Source organism: Borrelia nietonii YOR, from assembly GCF_023035795.1.
GTDB classification, from domain to species: Bacteria; Spirochaetota; Spirochaetia; order Borreliales; family Borreliaceae; genus Borrelia; species Borrelia hermsii.
Map to the genome: position 1 here is coordinate 44,236 of NZ_CP073151.1, position 15,870 is coordinate 60,105.

At 30.5% G+C, this 15,870-nt stretch carries 19 protein-coding genes and 2 pseudogenes; 1 reads left to right on the top strand and 20 read right to left on the bottom strand.

Annotation, left to right across the window (positions count from 1 at the left end; all coding sequences use genetic code 11):
* Position 1: 1 nt before the first annotated feature.
* The 14 genes and pseudogenes from bhYOR_RS05115 to bhYOR_RS05180 form a co-directional block, all read right to left on the bottom strand.
* The gene (locus bhYOR_RS05115) at positions 2-1,129 is read right to left on the bottom strand and encodes a DUF787 family protein (RefSeq protein WP_247088353.1); all 1,128 of its coding nucleotides are present in this window, start codon (positions 1,127-1,129) and stop codon (positions 2-4) included.
* Positions 1,089-1,682: a DUF764 family protein gene (locus tag bhYOR_RS05120; protein WP_247088362.1), complete on the bottom strand. Its 594-nt coding sequence runs from the start codon at positions 1,680-1,682 to the stop codon at positions 1,089-1,091. The genes bhYOR_RS05115 and bhYOR_RS05120 overlap by 41 nt, the downstream gene beginning before the upstream one ends.
* Positions 1,679-2,068: a hypothetical protein gene (locus bhYOR_RS05125; protein ID WP_025407097.1), complete on the bottom strand. Its 390-nt coding sequence runs from the start codon at positions 2,066-2,068 to the stop codon at positions 1,679-1,681. Before bhYOR_RS05125 ends, bhYOR_RS05120 begins: the two co-directional genes overlap by 4 nt.
* The gene (locus tag bhYOR_RS05130) at positions 2,059-2,433 is read right to left on the bottom strand and encodes a DUF1506 family protein (protein ID WP_025434322.1); all 375 of its coding nucleotides are present in this window, start codon (positions 2,431-2,433) and stop codon (positions 2,059-2,061) included. The genes bhYOR_RS05125 and bhYOR_RS05130 overlap by 10 nt, the downstream gene beginning before the upstream one ends.
* Positions 2,433-2,846, bottom strand: coding sequence for a DUF3890 domain-containing protein (locus bhYOR_RS05135; protein WP_247088318.1), 414 nt, complete (start codon positions 2,844-2,846; stop codon positions 2,433-2,435). The genes bhYOR_RS05130 and bhYOR_RS05135 overlap by 1 nt, the downstream gene beginning before the upstream one ends.
* Positions 2,847-2,859: 13 nt before the next feature.
* Positions 2,860-3,837 (bottom strand): hypothetical protein, encoded by a 978-nt coding sequence (locus tag bhYOR_RS05140; RefSeq protein ID WP_041178756.1) that lies wholly within the window; start codon positions 3,835-3,837, stop codon positions 2,860-2,862.
* Between the two features lie 20 nt (positions 3,838-3,857).
* A complete protein-coding gene (locus bhYOR_RS05145; RefSeq protein ID WP_025400150.1) occupies positions 3,858-4,433 on the bottom strand; it encodes a DUF228 domain-containing protein in 576 nt (191 codons plus the stop codon).
* A 15-nt stretch (positions 4,434-4,448) separates the two neighbouring features.
* Positions 4,449-5,222 (bottom strand): DUF228 domain-containing protein, encoded by a 774-nt coding sequence (locus bhYOR_RS05150; RefSeq protein ID WP_025434167.1) that lies wholly within the window; start codon positions 5,220-5,222, stop codon positions 4,449-4,451.
* A 2-nt stretch (positions 5,223-5,224) separates the two neighbouring features.
* On the bottom strand, positions 5,225-5,782 hold the full coding sequence (locus tag bhYOR_RS05155; protein WP_025400151.1) for a DUF228 domain-containing protein: 558 nt from the start codon (positions 5,780-5,782) through the stop codon (positions 5,225-5,227).
* Between the two features lie 14 nt (positions 5,783-5,796).
* Positions 5,797-6,471 carry a DUF1357 family protein gene (locus bhYOR_RS05160; protein ID WP_025400152.1) on the bottom strand — a complete coding sequence of 225 codons (675 nt, stop codon included), beginning with the start codon at positions 6,469-6,471 and terminating at the stop codon, positions 5,797-5,799.
* A gap of 11 nt (positions 6,472-6,482) precedes the next feature.
* Positions 6,483-7,691 carry an anti-CBASS protein Acb1 family protein gene (locus bhYOR_RS05165; RefSeq protein ID WP_247088320.1) on the bottom strand — a complete coding sequence of 403 codons (1,209 nt, stop codon included), beginning with the start codon at positions 7,689-7,691 and terminating at the stop codon, positions 6,483-6,485.
* Between the two features lie 152 nt (positions 7,692-7,843).
* Positions 7,844-8,467, bottom strand: a pseudogene (gene bdr / locus bhYOR_RS08365) (Bdr family repetitive protein).
* 40 nt (positions 8,468-8,507) lie between these two features.
* Complete coding sequence (locus tag bhYOR_RS05175) at positions 8,508-9,860, bottom strand: PBSX family phage terminase large subunit (protein WP_247088323.1); 1,353 nt, start codon at positions 9,858-9,860, stop codon at positions 8,508-8,510.
* Between the two features lie 16 nt (positions 9,861-9,876).
* A complete protein-coding gene (locus tag bhYOR_RS05180) occupies positions 9,877-10,437 on the bottom strand; it encodes a DUF603 domain-containing protein (protein ID WP_247088372.1) in 561 nt (186 codons plus the stop codon).
* 563 nt (positions 10,438-11,000) lie between these two features.
* Between bhYOR_RS05180 and bhYOR_RS05185 the strand changes: the two are divergent.
* Positions 11,001-11,770, top strand: a pseudogene (locus bhYOR_RS05185) (tyrosine-type recombinase/integrase).
* 278 nt (positions 11,771-12,048) lie between these two features.
* On the opposite strand, the gene bhYOR_RS05190 reads toward bhYOR_RS05185, so the two are convergent.
* The 6 genes from bhYOR_RS05190 to bhYOR_RS05215 are packed head-to-tail and all read right to left on the bottom strand — an operon-like array spanning position 12,049 to position 15,677.
* Positions 12,049-12,867 carry a DNA adenine methylase gene (locus tag bhYOR_RS05190; protein ID WP_247088374.1) on the bottom strand — a complete coding sequence of 273 codons (819 nt, stop codon included), beginning with the start codon at positions 12,865-12,867 and terminating at the stop codon, positions 12,049-12,051.
* Positions 12,864-13,280 carry a DUF261 domain-containing protein gene (locus bhYOR_RS05195; RefSeq protein ID WP_025434179.1) on the bottom strand — a complete coding sequence of 139 codons (417 nt, stop codon included), beginning with the start codon at positions 13,278-13,280 and terminating at the stop codon, positions 12,864-12,866. Before bhYOR_RS05195 ends, bhYOR_RS05190 begins: the two co-directional genes overlap by 4 nt.
* 23 nt (positions 13,281-13,303) lie before the next feature.
* Positions 13,304-13,657 carry a hypothetical protein gene (locus bhYOR_RS05200; protein ID WP_247088287.1) on the bottom strand — a complete coding sequence of 118 codons (354 nt, stop codon included), beginning with the start codon at positions 13,655-13,657 and terminating at the stop codon, positions 13,304-13,306.
* A gap of 49 nt (positions 13,658-13,706) precedes the next feature.
* A complete protein-coding gene (locus bhYOR_RS05205; RefSeq protein ID WP_247088376.1) occupies positions 13,707-14,102 on the bottom strand; it encodes a single-stranded DNA-binding protein in 396 nt (131 codons plus the stop codon).
* Positions 14,095-14,289, bottom strand: coding sequence for a hypothetical protein (locus tag bhYOR_RS05210; RefSeq protein ID WP_025434177.1), 195 nt, complete (start codon positions 14,287-14,289; stop codon positions 14,095-14,097). The genes bhYOR_RS05205 and bhYOR_RS05210 overlap by 8 nt, the downstream gene beginning before the upstream one ends.
* 26 nt (positions 14,290-14,315) lie before the next feature.
* On the bottom strand, positions 14,316-15,677 hold the full coding sequence (locus bhYOR_RS05215; protein WP_247088378.1) for a DUF244 domain-containing protein: 1,362 nt from the start codon (positions 15,675-15,677) through the stop codon (positions 14,316-14,318).
* Positions 15,678-15,870 lie beyond the last annotated feature (193 nt).

Genomic DNA, 15,870 nt, shown 5'->3' on the forward strand with positions numbered 1-15,870 from the left:
CTCAATTCTCCTTCAAGCTATTTATATAACTATTTATATCTTGTGCTGTAATGTTTAAAAGGACAGCGTTCATAGAGTGGTTATAAGTAATCTCTATTGATAAGAAAAGCTTTAGCTCGGGTGTTGGTGATATGTGAATCTTAAGCTTGGAGTAAGCAACAATAATATTCCTATCAATGAAACGTTTAAGCATACATTCAACAGCAGCACTGTAAGCATTATCTCTTTTTCCTGAGAGTTGTAGTTCTGATAGTTTACTATTCTGTCTACCATTAACATTCCATACTCTAATAAGCTCGGATGTAAGTTCAGATTTGATATAATGATAAGTAAATAATTCGTCAATGGGAGTTCCTTCAAGAGTTACTCCTTCCTTAAAAGCCATAACACCATCAAGACCAGTCTCATTAAGCAATGAGTAAAAGTTAATATTAGCATTCCTAAGTTTACAGGTTATAGAATCATCAGTAATAGGACTCATACCGCTAAACTTAAGTCCATAAGGGTTTACAGCATGAAAAATACTAGCTTCATGTAAGTATTTAGATATAAATCTTAAGTGTAAGTATTCCTCTCCTTTAGAGTGGATAACAATAATTTTAGATTTAGAATTCGTACCATTTTTAAACAACTCTTTTATTTCAGATTCTTTTGTTGCAAATACAAAGAAGTGAGCAGGGTCTTTAAAATGAGTATAATCATCCTTATATATTGTAAGCCCATCACCACCATCACTGTTACTTGAATAAGTATTAATAAGGGCAACAAAAGTATATCTATTGTCTTTAAGTTGGGTTTTAATTGCCTTTGCTTCGGTTCCCTCTTTATATATAAGTAGCTTGACTGATCTAAGTCCGGCATCACCTGCTGAGAAGAATGCTTGCATTGCTTTTTTTAGGTATTCTCTCTCCTTATTAAATTCATCCTCACCATTATTTCCTTCCTTTTCAAGTGCCTCGATTTGTTTTTCAAAGCTATTTATATTTAAGTTTAATATCTTTATCTTAGGTGTTGAATCATTGAGTTTGATCTTTGCACATTTATACACTAGTAAGGGTGTATAGTAACTTACATAGTTTATATCTAATTCAGAATGTGCCAAATTCACACTGATTGTATCTTGTGGCATTCTGTTCTTCCTCCTTAATTTGGTTTTCTTTTACTTGTACATTAGCTTTAAAACCACAACTTGCAGAGTATGCTAACTTACTATAATTGCTTTCAATATCAATAAGACCAGAATTTTGCATATTGGTTGTAGCATAAATGTAAAACTTTAGCTCTATTTCATGAGTGCTTATACCTTCTTCAGGTTTGAACGAACAACTTTGGGTACCTAAGTCATGTAAAAAATCACTAAATAACGTATAAAGTGACATAAGTCTCTTATATGCATTTTTATTAACGTTTGCAAATGCCATGAAATAGATTTGGAAACAGATACCAAATTCATTTACATTTTTGTAAAATGAACCGGTTCTTAAGTTGTGATTAAAAAGACCTTCAAGATTTTCAAATTTTATTGCAAGGATATTGGGCTTTTTTATTGTATGTTCAGACATGTATGGATGGTTATGCGTATTTATAATATCAACATCAAGTTTATGAATGCTTGCAAATTTAGTGAAGTCTTTTAAAACTGATATCAGAGATTGCTTTATAGTAGTAATATCCAGTATCATTCATTTATCCTATATTCAATGGTCTTAAGCATAAGTCCGCTGCAACTGAGTGGTACCTCAGGTGTTTTGCTACCCCTTCTCTTTTTTAAAGCAATTGTCTTAGGAGAGAGTGCAGGTTTTACTTTAGATGCTAATACGTAATTTTTATAATATTCTATGAATGCATTTCCCAAAGCATTCATACCATTTTGAATGCCTTTATTAAATTCATTATTCATGTAATTGGTATTAACGTACTCTCTAAACTGAGAAGAATTAGCTACTTCGGTCAAGTGCTTACGTATGGGTAAATTCTTAGTACCCATTTCATGTATAAATGCTACCAAAGCACGCCCCCCAAACCAACCAATCTCTAATTCTATTTCTCTAAAACCTTTTATCTCCATTCTAAACCCCGTAAAATTAAAGTCTTATAACCAACGCTAGAGTCAATATTTATAATTTCAAAAAATGAACCTTCAAGTGATACTCTGTCTTTAATTTCAAAATTAATCTCAGCATTTGTATAAAGCTTTGATAAGTTTTTCAAATCATAAATATTAGAGTCATTAATTTTTACAAGTTCTTGTGGAGAGATATCGATAATAATTCCAACAAATTGAGTGTAATTATTTTTATCGAAATTAATCTCAGGGCTTTCAAACTCATCATCATGCGAATATGTTCCTTTGTAAAACAGGAAGTATGATTCTTCACGAAACCTGCCAATCATGCGTTCTGCCATACTAGCAAGCCTGTCTCTTGTGCTCATTACACAACACCTATGCAGTAAGTCTTACGCGCTCCTGACTTAATTTGTGTGATAAGCTCTTCAAAAGAGGAACAATAATCTTTACTCCCACAATTCAATTCGGTACCTGAGGATGGATAATAATCAATCTCAAGCTCACCAAATTTTTCTTTTTTGATTTTCTCAAGACCAAACTCACGAATCACACCAGAACGCTTTAGATGGCAACCTATGTGATAATAAAGCAGTAGAGATGCTTGACTAATATTTAATGTGCTAAGGTTAACACCACGTGTATTAAGTATCATCTCAAGTAGCTTTGCTTGTTCTTCAAACTTTGCAAAACTTAAATCCTCTTCAGATAAATCTAAGAGAGCTTTAATTCGTAAGTAAAGCTCTCCAAAACCTTCTGATGATTCTACATCACTATCCATAAGTCACAATTCCTTAACTTTGCTTAATATCAACTCTTAAAATAGTCTTCTGTGTTGCCAAAAGTCCACCAAGTACAAAATCAATGTATGAATGAGCAATATCAGTTGAATCCTTATCAACTTGTTCATTTGGCATTGGTAACATATATTTACTTGGTTTAAATTTAATTAGTTCTGCATTTAATGGATAAATTAGTATCTGATTTGAGAGTAAGTTACTTGTCTCTACGTAAACTTCTTGTCTATTATTAACAGCTTTAATAGTCTTAACCAAAAAGTCTTCCCAAGAGTCAGTTGAAGAATAAATATTAGATGATGAGGACGCATTTGGTATTGCATATGGTTTTACAAGTTTCAAACTGGTTGCTTGGTCAACTAATACCATCATAGGAGTAGAAAATTCATCACCAAGTTCTAACTTTGCAAGTCCTGATTCAATCTTTTCAAAGATCTTATCCATCTTATCTTTATCACTACTGCTTACTTCTTCTTTGACTTGATCTGGCATATTAAGTAGGCCATACATATTAGGAAGCATACGTTTTTGATTCTTTCCATCTTTTTGGATTGAAACAGTACCCGTTAATATGAAGTGATTTATAAGTTTAATAATCTCATTAATTGCAAGCTTATATGCTTCCTTGAAAGGCAATAAATTATTATTTACATCGCCTGCATAATCATTATTTTTATAAAACTGTTCAGAAGTTTGCTTTAAATGTCTAAACTTATATTGTAATTTAAGGTAGTTAAGCTTGACTGCTTCTGACCTAAATCCTATTGTTGCAATAGTATTAACTTCATTTACTAATGTTGTAGGGTTGGCATTAAGAAACGCATCCCATTTTATTGTTCTTAAGTACCCGGTCTTTAAATCAACATCTTCGATTTGTTCATTTGAAAACCAGTTGTAAAATACTGGTAACTTTATTTCAGAAAATATATTTGATATTTCCTTAGCATAATAATTTTGATCATATAATTCTGACATCTTCAAACTCCTTTAATTTATTAACTTGGTTTACCTTTATTGCCATAAACAGCTACATGTACTACGTAAAGTTTCTTTTCGGTACTATCAAGTTCAATTGAATCTGATAGGGCTACTACACTAATTTTGTTATTACTTGAACTATTCTTTTCAACCTGACCATCTGAGTTAAATTTAAGCTTATCTTTTCTCTTAATAGAATTGTCTTTTGCAACAAGATACCCTTGAAAGCTATTTGTAATAGGTATTACTGTAGCAGTTTGTGTAAACTCATCAATATCTGTGCAGATACCATAAAGGTCATCCTCACCCCCAGCTTCAACATGTGGTTCATAGTGTGGTTTACTATTATCTGATGTTGTATCTACAACAAGCTTTACTCCTCTTTTATATGGATAACCTTTAAAAAAATAATTCTTAAATTTGTCGTGCCTACTAGTTACAGTTCCACCAGAATTACTAAAATGTAAATTTTTATTCCTAAAATCAGCTGTATTACTAAAAGTACCAGCATCCCTGGTAGGATTCTTCATCAGCTTTTTAAGCTCTTTAGCTTTATCTTCATATTGTTTTACTAACTGAGTTACATTTGACACTTTAATCCTCCTATTTTAAGAAACTGCCTTATTACCATAAAGAGCTATCTTTACTAAATACAATTTATAATCTTCTTGTCCTTTTTTAGATTCATCATCAGTAAGCTGCAAAGTAAATATGTTACTAAGTGCAATTGCATTAATTGAAACTGATGAAGAACTAGATGTCTTAAAGGCTTCTCCATTTGAATTGAAATCTAATTTATCACCAACCTGAATACCAGAAGAATTTTGCGCAAATACATATCCTTCAAAATTATTTGTTATTGGTATTACTGTTGCGATATTAGTATATTCATTAATATCAATGCATATTCCATACATATTTTTGCCATCAGAAACTTCTACTTGAACTTCATCAGGTTTACCTGTTTCAATTTTTAATTTAACAGCACGTTTGTATGGAAATCCAAAAGCTGGGTATTCTTCTAATTTATCTGTGCTACTTGATAAAGATTGACATATAGCATCAAATGTTAAATTTTTATCTCTAAATCCAGTCTTGGCTTTAAAAACAGCAGGCTCATCATTAAAACTTTTAGAGTATTTCTTTAATTTTAAGATACCCTCTTTAAGGGTCTTACCCTCAGCAGTCTCTAGTGCCGCTGCATGTCTCTTACCTCTTCTCCTCCCCTGTGTAGAGTTCTCTTGTATGGAAGCTTCTTGTTCTACTTGTTGTTTTAAAAACTGGACAATTTCAGTATCATCCATTGAAGAATAAATGTCAGGATCAAGTGATTCATTTGGCACATTTGGTGTTAAGCTTGCTTGCTGACCATTGCTACTCACTTTTAGCTGACCCCTCTATTTCCAAATATACTTACAAGCGCTATGTATAGATTTTCATTGATTTTAAATGCCTTTGATAAGGCAATACCATTAATAATACGAGAACCTGAACCACTGTCATTTTCAATCTCTCCATTCGTATCAAATTTCACTTTTACGCCAGGTGTAATGGAAGATTGACTACTTTTTTTTACTACCAAATATCCAGTAAAATTGTTTGTTATTGGCATTACTGTGGCAGTACCAGTAAATTCATCTATATCAGTACATATTCCATAAAGGTCAGCACCACCACAAGCTTCAACACAAGGTTCATAACCATCCTCAAAAGATAACTTAATTCCTCTCTTGTATGGATATCCTTTAACAGGATAATTTTCTAATCTGTCAACACTGCTAGTTATAGTCCCACCTTGATTTGCAAAGTGTACTCCTTTATCCTGAAAACCTATATCTACATGAAAAAGACCAGCATCTCTATTCGGGTTCTTCATTAGGTCTTGTATTTCTTTTACTTTCTTATCATATTCAGTTTTTAGTTGTGTTATGGCCTGTGACATATATACTTATCTCCTTAAGCGGTTTTTTGTTTTCCAAGCTTATAAAACTCATTTCTTCTCTCTTTATAAGCATTAGCAATAGAAATATTAAACTCATTAAAGTTTTGGGGACTAAAGTTAGGATCTAAGATTGATATATCCTCATTTGTTAAGTTAAGTTTAATCTCACCTTTGGAACTGATACTTGTAGCTTGGATTCTTTTCTTTATATTTACTTTAGCAAGGTTTACAAGTTGTTCAAGCACTTCTCCATCTAAATGACTAGTATCTCTTACCTTAGCAATAGCTTGAATGTCTTCAGCTGGTACGTACTTCCTAACAAGTTCCCTACGTTGTGCTTGCATTATATCTTTTAATAAGTAGCCTTTAGCAAGTAGTGTTTCTTTATTAAAATGCGAACTTAAATGTTTGCGTGCTAAAGTATCAATCTCATTAATACGAGAAGCCTCACTTAATAATTTATTTTCTTCTTCCAAGCGTGCTTGCGTATCGGCAAGCTCCTTTGATATCCTCTCATTAATACTTAAATTCTGACTATCAGATTCTCTTGTTGCTTTATATGCTTTATATTCTTCATATTCCTTTAAACTTAAAGTAATACTATTTTTATCCTCTTTATTATCCTCTGTACTTTGCATCAAGTTATCCTTTTGCGCGCTATCTACATTTTCTTGTGTTTTTTTGTTCATAAAATCTCCTTTTAGCCTTCATAAAAAAATAATTTTGATCTTAAAGCGTCAAGTTCTCTTTGACTTAACGTATTGCTTGATTCTAATTCCTTATATTTAAGGGTTAATTCTATAAGTCTAGAATCTCTCTCATACTTTTCTTCTTCAGTTAGCACATGCAATGAATTAAATCTCATGTCTAAGTAGTAATGCTTACCCAGTTTACTATTACAATTAATTTCTAGCTCTTCTTGAACACCTTTTAGAAAGTCATAGTAATTCGATCTGTCCCCCTTACCATCACTTCCCAGTCCCTTAACTTGTTCATTAAAGCTCCTTGTTAGTGGTTCTTTTGTGTCAGCACCTATCTTTGCTTTTACTAATGCTAATGCTTCCTTTAAATAGGTTAAGTCATACTTAATAACCTCCAGTGAGGCATCTGGTGTGCCACTGTAAAATATTCCTTCATTATTTAAGTTGGATTTAAGTCTAGAAAGCTCTCTTTCTAAATCTCTATTTACACTCTTAAACGCACTTATATGATTCTCATTTAAATCATTTCTTTTAAAGATATTAGGAAATATGCTCGCCCTATCATTAACACCCTTAGTTAAAAGTTCTAATGAGGTTGTAGCATTACTTAAGGCATCTTGTAATGATACTAATGATTCATCCCTGTAAAATAAAAAGTTATGACTCTCTATTCGCTTTTCTATTTCTTTATATATTTGTTCAAAAAGATATATATTAAGCAAAAAGCTTTGCGTATAACATGGGCTGTATGCTTTAAGCACATAATCATAATTGGAGTGTATGATTACCCTGCTCTTATGTATCTTTATTTCCTTATAAGATATCTTCTCATCTGTATTTACTTTTAAAGTATATGTTATATAAGTAGCATCAGGCCCCTCATCACGAACATTACTATAATCAAGATACATAAACCCAATAGGCAATTCTTTATTTACTTCCAAGTATAAATCTTGTAGCTGATCTGCTGTTTTAACTAAAATGTATCCAACACCATTAAAACGATAACTAATAAGACACTGCAATAATGTTGCTTTTAGCTCTATTTTTAACGTTTCTAAAGCATCATTAACATTCAAAGCAGTAGTTACACTATTTAAAGTGATTCCATTCTTAAGGCAATCTTCTGCTACATTTGAAATGTAGTTTCTAAAAAATATTGAATATTTATATAAATCTCTTGAATTAATCTTAAAATTTAAGCTCATGGCTTATTTAACCTTTAACGATAGCAAGTATAATGCAATAATTAATTTTTGCTAATTGTTTCTAACAAAAAATTAAATAATTTTTGTAAAAAAAATGACGGGAAAAAATAATTGACAGAAAGTCAATTAAATAAGGGGCTAGTTAAATAAATTTACTTTACTAATAGTGATATTAATGCTAAAAATATTCCTATATTAAGGGTGATAAGAGTCCCAAACATCCAATTATGTAATCTTAATGTGCTCTTAAGTTCTATTGTATTAGTATCAATCTTGTTATCAAGTTCAGTAATTTCAGTACAATTTCATTTAGTTATTCTCAAAGTATTCTTTATCAAGGTTGAGTAGTAATCTTTATTTAAGATTATTCTCAACAGTATCAATCTTATTATCAAGGTCTCTAATATCAGATTTTAATTCATTTCTAACGTTATCAATCTTGTTGTCAAGGTCTCTAATATCAGATTTTAATTCAATTTCTCAACAGTATCAATCTTTATCAGGAAGAGAAATTTTAAGTATAATGTTAGTTAAGATTATTCTCAACAGTAATAGTCAATCTTATTATCAAGGTCTCTAATATCAGATTTTAAGCTTGCCTCAAGCTTTTCAAGCTTAAGGTTAAAAGTAGTCTCTAAATACTCAATGTCTTTGTAAGTAAGCTCATTGCGATAATATCTGTAAGACAGATCAATAGCAATCTCTCTATTTATCCCAGCTTTGGTAAGTTCTGCTATAACCATTTGTTGTGTAATTACTGGTTGTGCAAGTCCCATAAAAATCTCCTTATTTAATTATTATATAATATTTTAAGTGTTATAGGAACCTTCTTTTAGTAAAATGTGCTTTAAGAGAACGTATACCCAAAGTCAATAACATATATGCTGCTGATAGGCTATCTAATGAATCATCAGCACTCTTTCCATCTCCTTTGTACTTATAAATATCAGCAATTGCTGACTTGCTTGAATAGTACATAATACTTAAGTTAGAACTTGCAAATGGTCCTATTAACGTAGCAATTCTAGTAAATTTATTACTTATAGGTTTAATTGGCGCAATTCTAAACTCATGATTCATACCTGCTCTAAGTTTAAGAAAGGTTTTAGTCACATTCCCATGCCCAGAAGTATCATCCCTATCTTCAACATATAGTGTATGTACATTAAGGTTTGTTAAAATAGTTTTAATTGTATTTAATACCTTAGGATCACTGACTGGTAACTTCTCTTGAAATATAAATGCATAATACTTTTGATCTACTCTTTCTAAAACACAAAGGGCAGTATTATCACCTCCAATGCTGTATGCAGGATCTAAATATGCTATTGGACTTATAAATTCATGATTACTTGTAAGATTAATATTGGTAAATATCGAATCGTATGAGGCAACCCATTCTCCCAAAAGTACCCTTGCTTTATATGTTGGCATGTCCCTGTAAATCTCTTCTTGGGTTTTAATAAATTCTTTTGATATTAGTTCATTATCATATGTTGTAAAGTTATATGTAGCATAAGTTTTCTTGTTATCAATGTAATCAGTTTTAAAAAAATGTTCTGGACTGTCTGGATTTGTATCAAATATAATAGTTTCCATACCTACTCTAAGTCTCTTTAAACATTCTATTAATGTTTCTTTATGCAGTGTAGTTGCTTCATTAACGTAAATAAGAGCGGAATTACTTCCTCTAAACCTTTCAAAATCACTTGCCTTATCTCCACCATATAGATTGACTCTTAAGGAGTCTATTTCAAAATATGATGTATTAGAAAACTTTGGCGTAAAGGGTACTCTTAGCATGCTAGCAATCTTTTCAAACTGCCCTAAAACATTAATCTCTAATGATTTTTGTGAATTACCTAATATAAAATTATTGGTATCCTGTTTATAAAAATGTCTATTCTTAATGAGCATCTTTAGATATAAATAGCAAGCCAAGAATGTTTTACCACTGGCAATACCACCTGACAGGATAATTTTACTTTGATTATTATTCTCAATTAATTTTAAAACCTCACATTGTTTCTTAGTTAGATATGTCTTCTCAAACCCTCTAAAATCAATTACAGTTGCTTTCAGTTTAATTAAATCTGCTATATCAATACCAAATTCACGCTTGTATTCTTTTTGCATTTCCTTAAAAAGAGGTAGTTTATATATATCCATTTCCTAACCTTTAAATTTAAAATTTAGATCTCACATCAACATCAGTAGCTTTAAGCTTAAGCATTGTCTTATAATAAAGTGACATCTTCTTAAGTTCTCTTTCCCTTTTAAGTTCATCCAGTTTAAGTTTTAATTCTTCAAGCCTCTTACTCTCTTCATCTGAATGCGAAAGATTATTATCCCTAATTTTATTATCAAGACTTATAATCTTAGATTCTAATATTTCTATCTCGTGATTATGGGCTTTAAGTTCCAACTCTAAATAACGACTAAATGAATTTATAAATTCAATTCCCAACATGCTTCTGGCCATACTGAACTGACTTTTAAGATCACGCGCTTGGGCTGTACTTTGTGAAGCATGAAGCAAAATATTAGTTAAAGTATCCTCACGAATAGTAAGCTTAGCAGTTTCTTTAACGTATTCATGGTCATCCTTAACCTCTTCCCACTTGCGTCTCATCTTTCCTACATTAACACGACTTACTCCCATCTCTTTTGCTATTTGTGCGTCATTAAGCCTGCCTTCTTTAAAATACACAACATAATCATCAAATGACTTCTTTGCTCTTCTCATATCTCTTTAAACCTAGTCTAAATTAACAAAACTTAACAAAAACCAATATAAACTCTATAACAAAACAATCAACTTTACAAAAACAATTAAGACTTATAAGAAGCTCACACAACATAAGAAAAACTGCTACATATTGTTTAAATCAAAAAAAACAAAGAAGGAAAATAAACGAATAGGGATTGTTAGAAACAATAGTAAAGATAAATAAATTAAACTGGTTACAAAAATGGTAAAAGAAGATAAAAAGTAAACAATTGGTTAACAAAAAGAAAGAGGTTAAATTTTAAAGAGCAATACGTACCATTGTAAAATGAAGATCCACTAAAAAGACAAATAGAGTATATGTAGAGGATATTTTCAAGTATTTGTTAAAGATAGGATAAAGTATACTAGAAATATTAACCTAACATATCAAAAAGTACCCTTTCTATTTACATAAAGTACCTTAGAGGGGGTATTTTATATACAATGAAGCGACGTTAGAATTGACTTACAATACAAGTATTTGCTAACATTTTTGTAACTAATTTTAAATATTTTTAAAATCTTTAGTTAACAATAAAATGCATGAAAAGGAACTCTTAACTAACAGTAATCTTAACTTTATTAATGAACTAATAAAGCAAAATGAATGCCTCAATGAAGAATTGTCACAACTTAAAAGTACACTTAAGAGTAAAAATAAAGCTTCAAAACAATCAAAAAACACTCCTGTAAGATTCTATCTAAATGACAAAACAACCAAACTAGTAAAAAAATGTATAAAAAAGCTTATACAAATCAACCCAATCTCAGGATGGTTTGTATATATCTTAAGTATTACTGGTTGCAGAGGTGTTGAGATACAAAATGTAAGACTATCTGATGTATCAAAAGAAACAAGCTGTGATGGTGAAGTATTCTATTCTCTTCGTGTTAATGTAGCAAAGAAGAGAAGTAGTATCTGCATAAGAGAAGTAGTTATTAGTGAGTCTGAATTTTATGCTATTATGCAAATACATCAAGAACATTTTGCAAGCAAAGGAAAAGACAAAAGGCGTACTTATCTTTTTCAAAAGAGTAAACACAAATTCCGTGACAATAGAATTAGCATAATTAAGATTTCAAAACAATTTAAATCATTGCTTCAGAGAGCGCAGGATTTAAACACCGTAAATCTTTACATATATGTAGAAATATATTTATTGCCTCACTAAAATCTAAAGGATACAACTCATTTGAAATTAAAGAACTTATGAAATACTCATCTACTACTGAGATTGATAATGTTTATGGACTCTCCCATGCAAGTAAAATTAATGCTTACAAAGATATCAAAACTAGCTTGAAATAACTTACAATTTTTGCTAATTTATTATATACTTCTACTAAAGTTATTATCAAAACTCATTTACCGCATATAAATATGATATAAATATCTAAGGATTGGTTCTTAGGTATTTTTTTTAACAATAAATTATTTGCTAAGCTCTAGTTTTTGGCAATTATTTAGTGTATAATACATATAAATCCTGAAAGTTTAAACCAATATTTCATTTTTAAAATAAAAAAAGACTCTAAAAGATTCAGAGAAGTAGAGTCTTTTTTTATACACAAATTAAGAATACAAATTCACGCTTTCTCTTTAAACATTTCAAGTTGAATATAACGAGTATTTTTACAACTCATACTTGATTTACTGGTTCTATATGAAGTTGCAAGTATTTCATGTTTAGTATGCCCAAAAGTATTAGCTATTCCAGTTGAACGAGCTATATAATTAACATTAAGATTATATTTCAAGAAAAGTTCTAAAACCCTTAAATCATCAAATTCACTTATTGCAAATTGCCAATTATATCTCTTCATCTCTACAATGAGCCTCTCAAGAGAATCTAAATTCCACCCCCGATTATCAGCAAGACTTCCACGTGAAATTGAATATGGTGGATCAAGATATACAAATGTTGAAGCGATCTTATCTCTTTTCGGCAAAGCACCCAGAAAATCAAAGATATCACGCGAAGTAAATATTGCATAATCAAGCATCTCTTTTACTCTAGACTTATAAGTCTTAAGCATACCCAGAAATAATCTCTTAGAATTGCTTCTATCTAACCTCATAGTTAAGTTATATGAACCATATAGAGAATACAAACTTCTTAAAACCATATATTCTATTTTGTCTTGATTTTCATTTATAATTCTGTCATAAATAATTGCGTCTCTTACCTTCTTATAAAGTGAATCAGGATTTCGTCGCAAATAATAAAAAAACTTATAAATAAACTGAGAATTATCATTGAGTATATTGTAACAAGCTAATGGTTTTGCAAAAAAGATTGCTCCTGTTCCAAAAAATCCTTCAATATATGAAGTATGCTTAGGAAAAAGACTTATAATAACCTTACTATAACGATACTTACTTCCCTCTCTAGCTAGCAGTTTCAATGTTTCCTAAACACTCTCCTTGATGTAATTTGATATTCAACTCCTCTTTCCTTAAGCGTAAGTGAATCATAAAGAACACTGGTATCGTTAGTTGCTATAAAATGATAGCCTGATACACCTTTGATTTTAACTTCACTTATTTCAAATTCATTATTTGTGCATCTGTAAGAATGACTTATCCAACGCACACTTGTCTTAATCCCAAAACTTTGGAGTATACTGCATGGATTTAGAATATAACAATTACTTTTAATGTATCCTAAACCAACAAATTTATGATAATTATTGTTAATATCATTAATACTAAACTGCAATTTTTTAAATCGTTCTATGTAATAATGCAGACATAAAAAGTAACATCCCCACTGACGTATTTCTAAAATTAACTTTGGATTATTTTGCGTTATTTTCATCTTTAACCTCTAACCTTTAATCTTTAACCTCTACTATCAAATTTAATACTTTGAAATTCAACTTCAAACAGCGATAAATCTTCAAAAAAAATTAACATAAGGTCCACAAACATAGAAGACCTGAAATGCTTATTTACAGAAAGACTTTTTTCCTTAATCTTAGTTATTCCACATATAGCTTTAATATGTGGAATCCTTAGGCAAAACCTTAAAAAAATATCAAGATAATGCCTCGCCAATGAACAAGTAAATTCCTCATCGTAAGGTTTTACAAGCACTACCGCTCCCTTCTCAACTACCTTACTAAATAAAACTTCTTCAAATTCATCTCTTTGGTCCATCATCTTCTCTACAAGTTCAATTTTTGCATAGGTCATACTCAAAACTCCTTAGCTTACAATTATTTTTGATTGCAATATATCATTCCTAAAAAGGGATATCCTCATGAAACCCTTCATCAGAATCAACCTTATTAGGTGCTCTTAAAGCAGGTAATGGGCTTAGTATTTGAATCTCATCCACTAAAATGCTGCTCTTGCTTCTCTTATCACCAGTTCGCTTGTCATCCCAACTCTCATACCTTAAAGACCCATTAACTACAACTTGTTTCCCCTTTAAAAGAAATGCTATTAGTCTTTCTGCTCTACTCCCAAAAAGCACACAATCAAAAAATTGAGCATAATCTATCCATTCATTATTCCTTTTTATTCTCCTATTATTAGCTAAACCAAACTTCAAAATAGGAATGCTGTTGTTAACGTAAGTAATTTCACTGTCTCTAGTCAGACGTCCTGATAATACTACTGAATTAATATCAGACATGAGAGCTCTCCTTATCCCTTAATCTACTCATCATTTCCATGAGTCTTAAATCATGATCAAGTCTTCTCATATCCTCTAAAAATTCTTGTCTTGAGTAATAATCATAAATTATTTTTTCTAAAGTTCTTTTGCTAAATTTACATAAAAACTTCACAACCTGATAAGTAATTAGTAAAAGTACTACCATAAAGCTAATCCTCATAACCTCCAACCTTAAGCACTTACAATGGAAGTTTCAATATCAGACCATTGCTGCACTGAATCTAAACTACTAGCAAGAAAACTGATATTGCCACTTAAAGACTTAAATCTATCTTTAATAGCTCGCTTGGTTGTATCTAAAGAGAATAGAATACCTTCAAAATTATAATTTACATGTTCCATTAATGAAAATTCTGCAAATATTTCATCTATTCGGGATTTAAGTTTATCTTTCATGGGTTTTGTTGCCTTATATAGCTCTTGTGTATGTCTACTCTTAGCTATCTCTTCTGCTTCTTCTATCTCTGTTTGCAAAGTACTAATTTCACTAAGATATCCTTTCAACAGATTATCCTTCTCTTCATCAATCTCCAGGTCAGTACATCTTACAAATTCTAGAAAGTTATCTTTATACTCTGATTCTGAAAAATATTTGTATACCTCACTACTCTCAATCCCTTCTTGAATTAGTTCACTTAAACTATCTAAATCTATATTCTCAATATCATACTTTGCTCTTAAAGCTTCAGAAATACTACTTACTTCCGCTTCCATTGTTGAAACATCAAACATTACTTCATTAATAAACTTATCATTCCTCTCAATTACACAATTAATAGCTTCATTACCTATTAGAAAAAACAGATTCCCCTTACTTAAACCTGTACATAAAAGTTGTATTTGCACTTGAACGTAATACTTGAAAAAGTATTTGTTTTCTAAAAAATTACCATTCTTATTGTATTCAATTACAGCACTCTTTAAATAAATATTATCACTGCATTTAATTTCTAAAAGCTCTGCTTCCCCTTCTTGGTTTTCAAACCAACCATCAATTGTTGAGCCAACCAAATTGTCCCGTCCCTTAAACTTCTTGAAGTAATTATATTTATCTATCCCATTTGCATATTTATTCTTATGTAAAACAGCAATCTCATCAGAATGCATACGTACAAATTCATCAAACCCTAAATTCTCAAGTAGCTTTCCTTTCCTCATGCTTAAGTTCTCTTCTAATGAAATCTCTTTTCCTAATAATTTCAAGACCCTATCAAGCATTAATTTTGAAACACTCTCAGCTCCAATAAACATACTCCCAACTTCACTTGCTCCTATACGCTTTAATGAATTCCTTTGAATACTAAAATCAACTTTGCTATTAAACTTGAAACATTCATTTTTGCCAATTCTTGATAGCTTGCGTCCTATTCTGCTGATTTTACTTACACTTTTTTGTCCCTTATTAATCTGGTCTTGACTTTGATGTGCAAATGAATCAAATCCTTCAAACATTTTTTGATCATACAAACTTGGCTGCTCCATTCCTACCTCTACTATTTTCTCTTTTGTTTTTGTTGCTTTTATATTTGTCATATTAATCTCCTATTATTTACTGTGTTTTATAACAAAAATAATATAGCAAAAATTGTTTTTGTCAAAACTTTTGCTATATTATTTTTGTTAAATTTTACAAAAAATCTTTTTATTAAAAGAGAAGTTTACTTTTTAATATTTATTGAGTTATTATGGTTAGTAATAAAACACAATAAATAATAGGAGATCATAA

Bases quoted from the DNA above. Each gene is read 5' to 3' on its own strand.
- bhYOR_RS05155 (WP_025400151.1), bottom strand. From the start codon at position 5,782: ATGTCACAGGCCATAACACAACTAAAAACTGAATATGATAAGAAAGTA.
- bhYOR_RS05125 (WP_025407097.1), bottom strand. From the start codon at position 2,068: ATGGAGATAAAAGGTTTTAGAGAAATAGAATTAGAGATTGGTTGGTTT.
- bhYOR_RS05210 (WP_025434177.1), bottom strand. From the start codon at position 14,289: ATGGTAGTACTTTTACTAATTACTTATCAGGTTGTGAAGTTTTTATGT.
- bhYOR_RS05200 (WP_247088287.1), bottom strand. From the start codon at position 13,657: ATGACCTATGCAAAAATTGAACTTGTAGAGAAGATGATGGACCAAAGA.
- bhYOR_RS05205 (WP_247088376.1), bottom strand. From the start codon at position 14,102: ATGTCTGATATTAATTCAGTAGTATTATCAGGACGTCTGACTAGAGAC.
- bhYOR_RS05215 (WP_247088378.1), bottom strand. From the start codon at position 15,677: ATGACAAATATAAAAGCAACAAAAACAAAAGAGAAAATAGTAGAGGTA.
- bhYOR_RS05180 (WP_247088372.1), bottom strand. From the start codon at position 10,437: ATGAGAAGAGCAAAGAAGTCATTTGATGATTATGTTGTGTATTTTAAA.
- bhYOR_RS05175 (WP_247088323.1), bottom strand. From the start codon at position 9,860: ATGGATATATATAAACTACCTCTTTTTAAGGAAATGCAAAAAGAATAC.
- bhYOR_RS05195 (WP_025434179.1), bottom strand. From the start codon at position 13,280: ATGAAAATAACGCAAAATAATCCAAAGTTAATTTTAGAAATACGTCAG.
- bhYOR_RS05165 (WP_247088320.1), bottom strand. From the start codon at position 7,691: ATGAGCTTAAATTTTAAGATTAATTCAAGAGATTTATATAAATATTCA.
- bhYOR_RS05160 (WP_025400152.1), bottom strand. From the start codon at position 6,471: ATGAACAAAAAAACACAAGAAAATGTAGATAGCGCGCAAAAGGATAAC.
- bhYOR_RS05140 (WP_041178756.1), bottom strand. From the start codon at position 3,837: ATGTCAGAATTATATGATCAAAATTATTATGCTAAGGAAATATCAAAT.
- bhYOR_RS05135 (WP_247088318.1), bottom strand. From the start codon at position 2,846: ATGGATAGTGATGTAGAATCATCAGAAGGTTTTGGAGAGCTTTACTTA.
- bhYOR_RS05120 (WP_247088362.1), bottom strand. From the start codon at position 1,682: ATGATACTGGATATTACTACTATAAAGCAATCTCTGATATCAGTTTTA.
- bhYOR_RS05115 (WP_247088353.1), bottom strand. From the start codon at position 1,129: ATGCCACAAGATACAATCAGTGTGAATTTGGCACATTCTGAATTAGAT.
- bhYOR_RS05130 (WP_025434322.1), bottom strand. From the start codon at position 2,433: ATGAGCACAAGAGACAGGCTTGCTAGTATGGCAGAACGCATGATTGGC.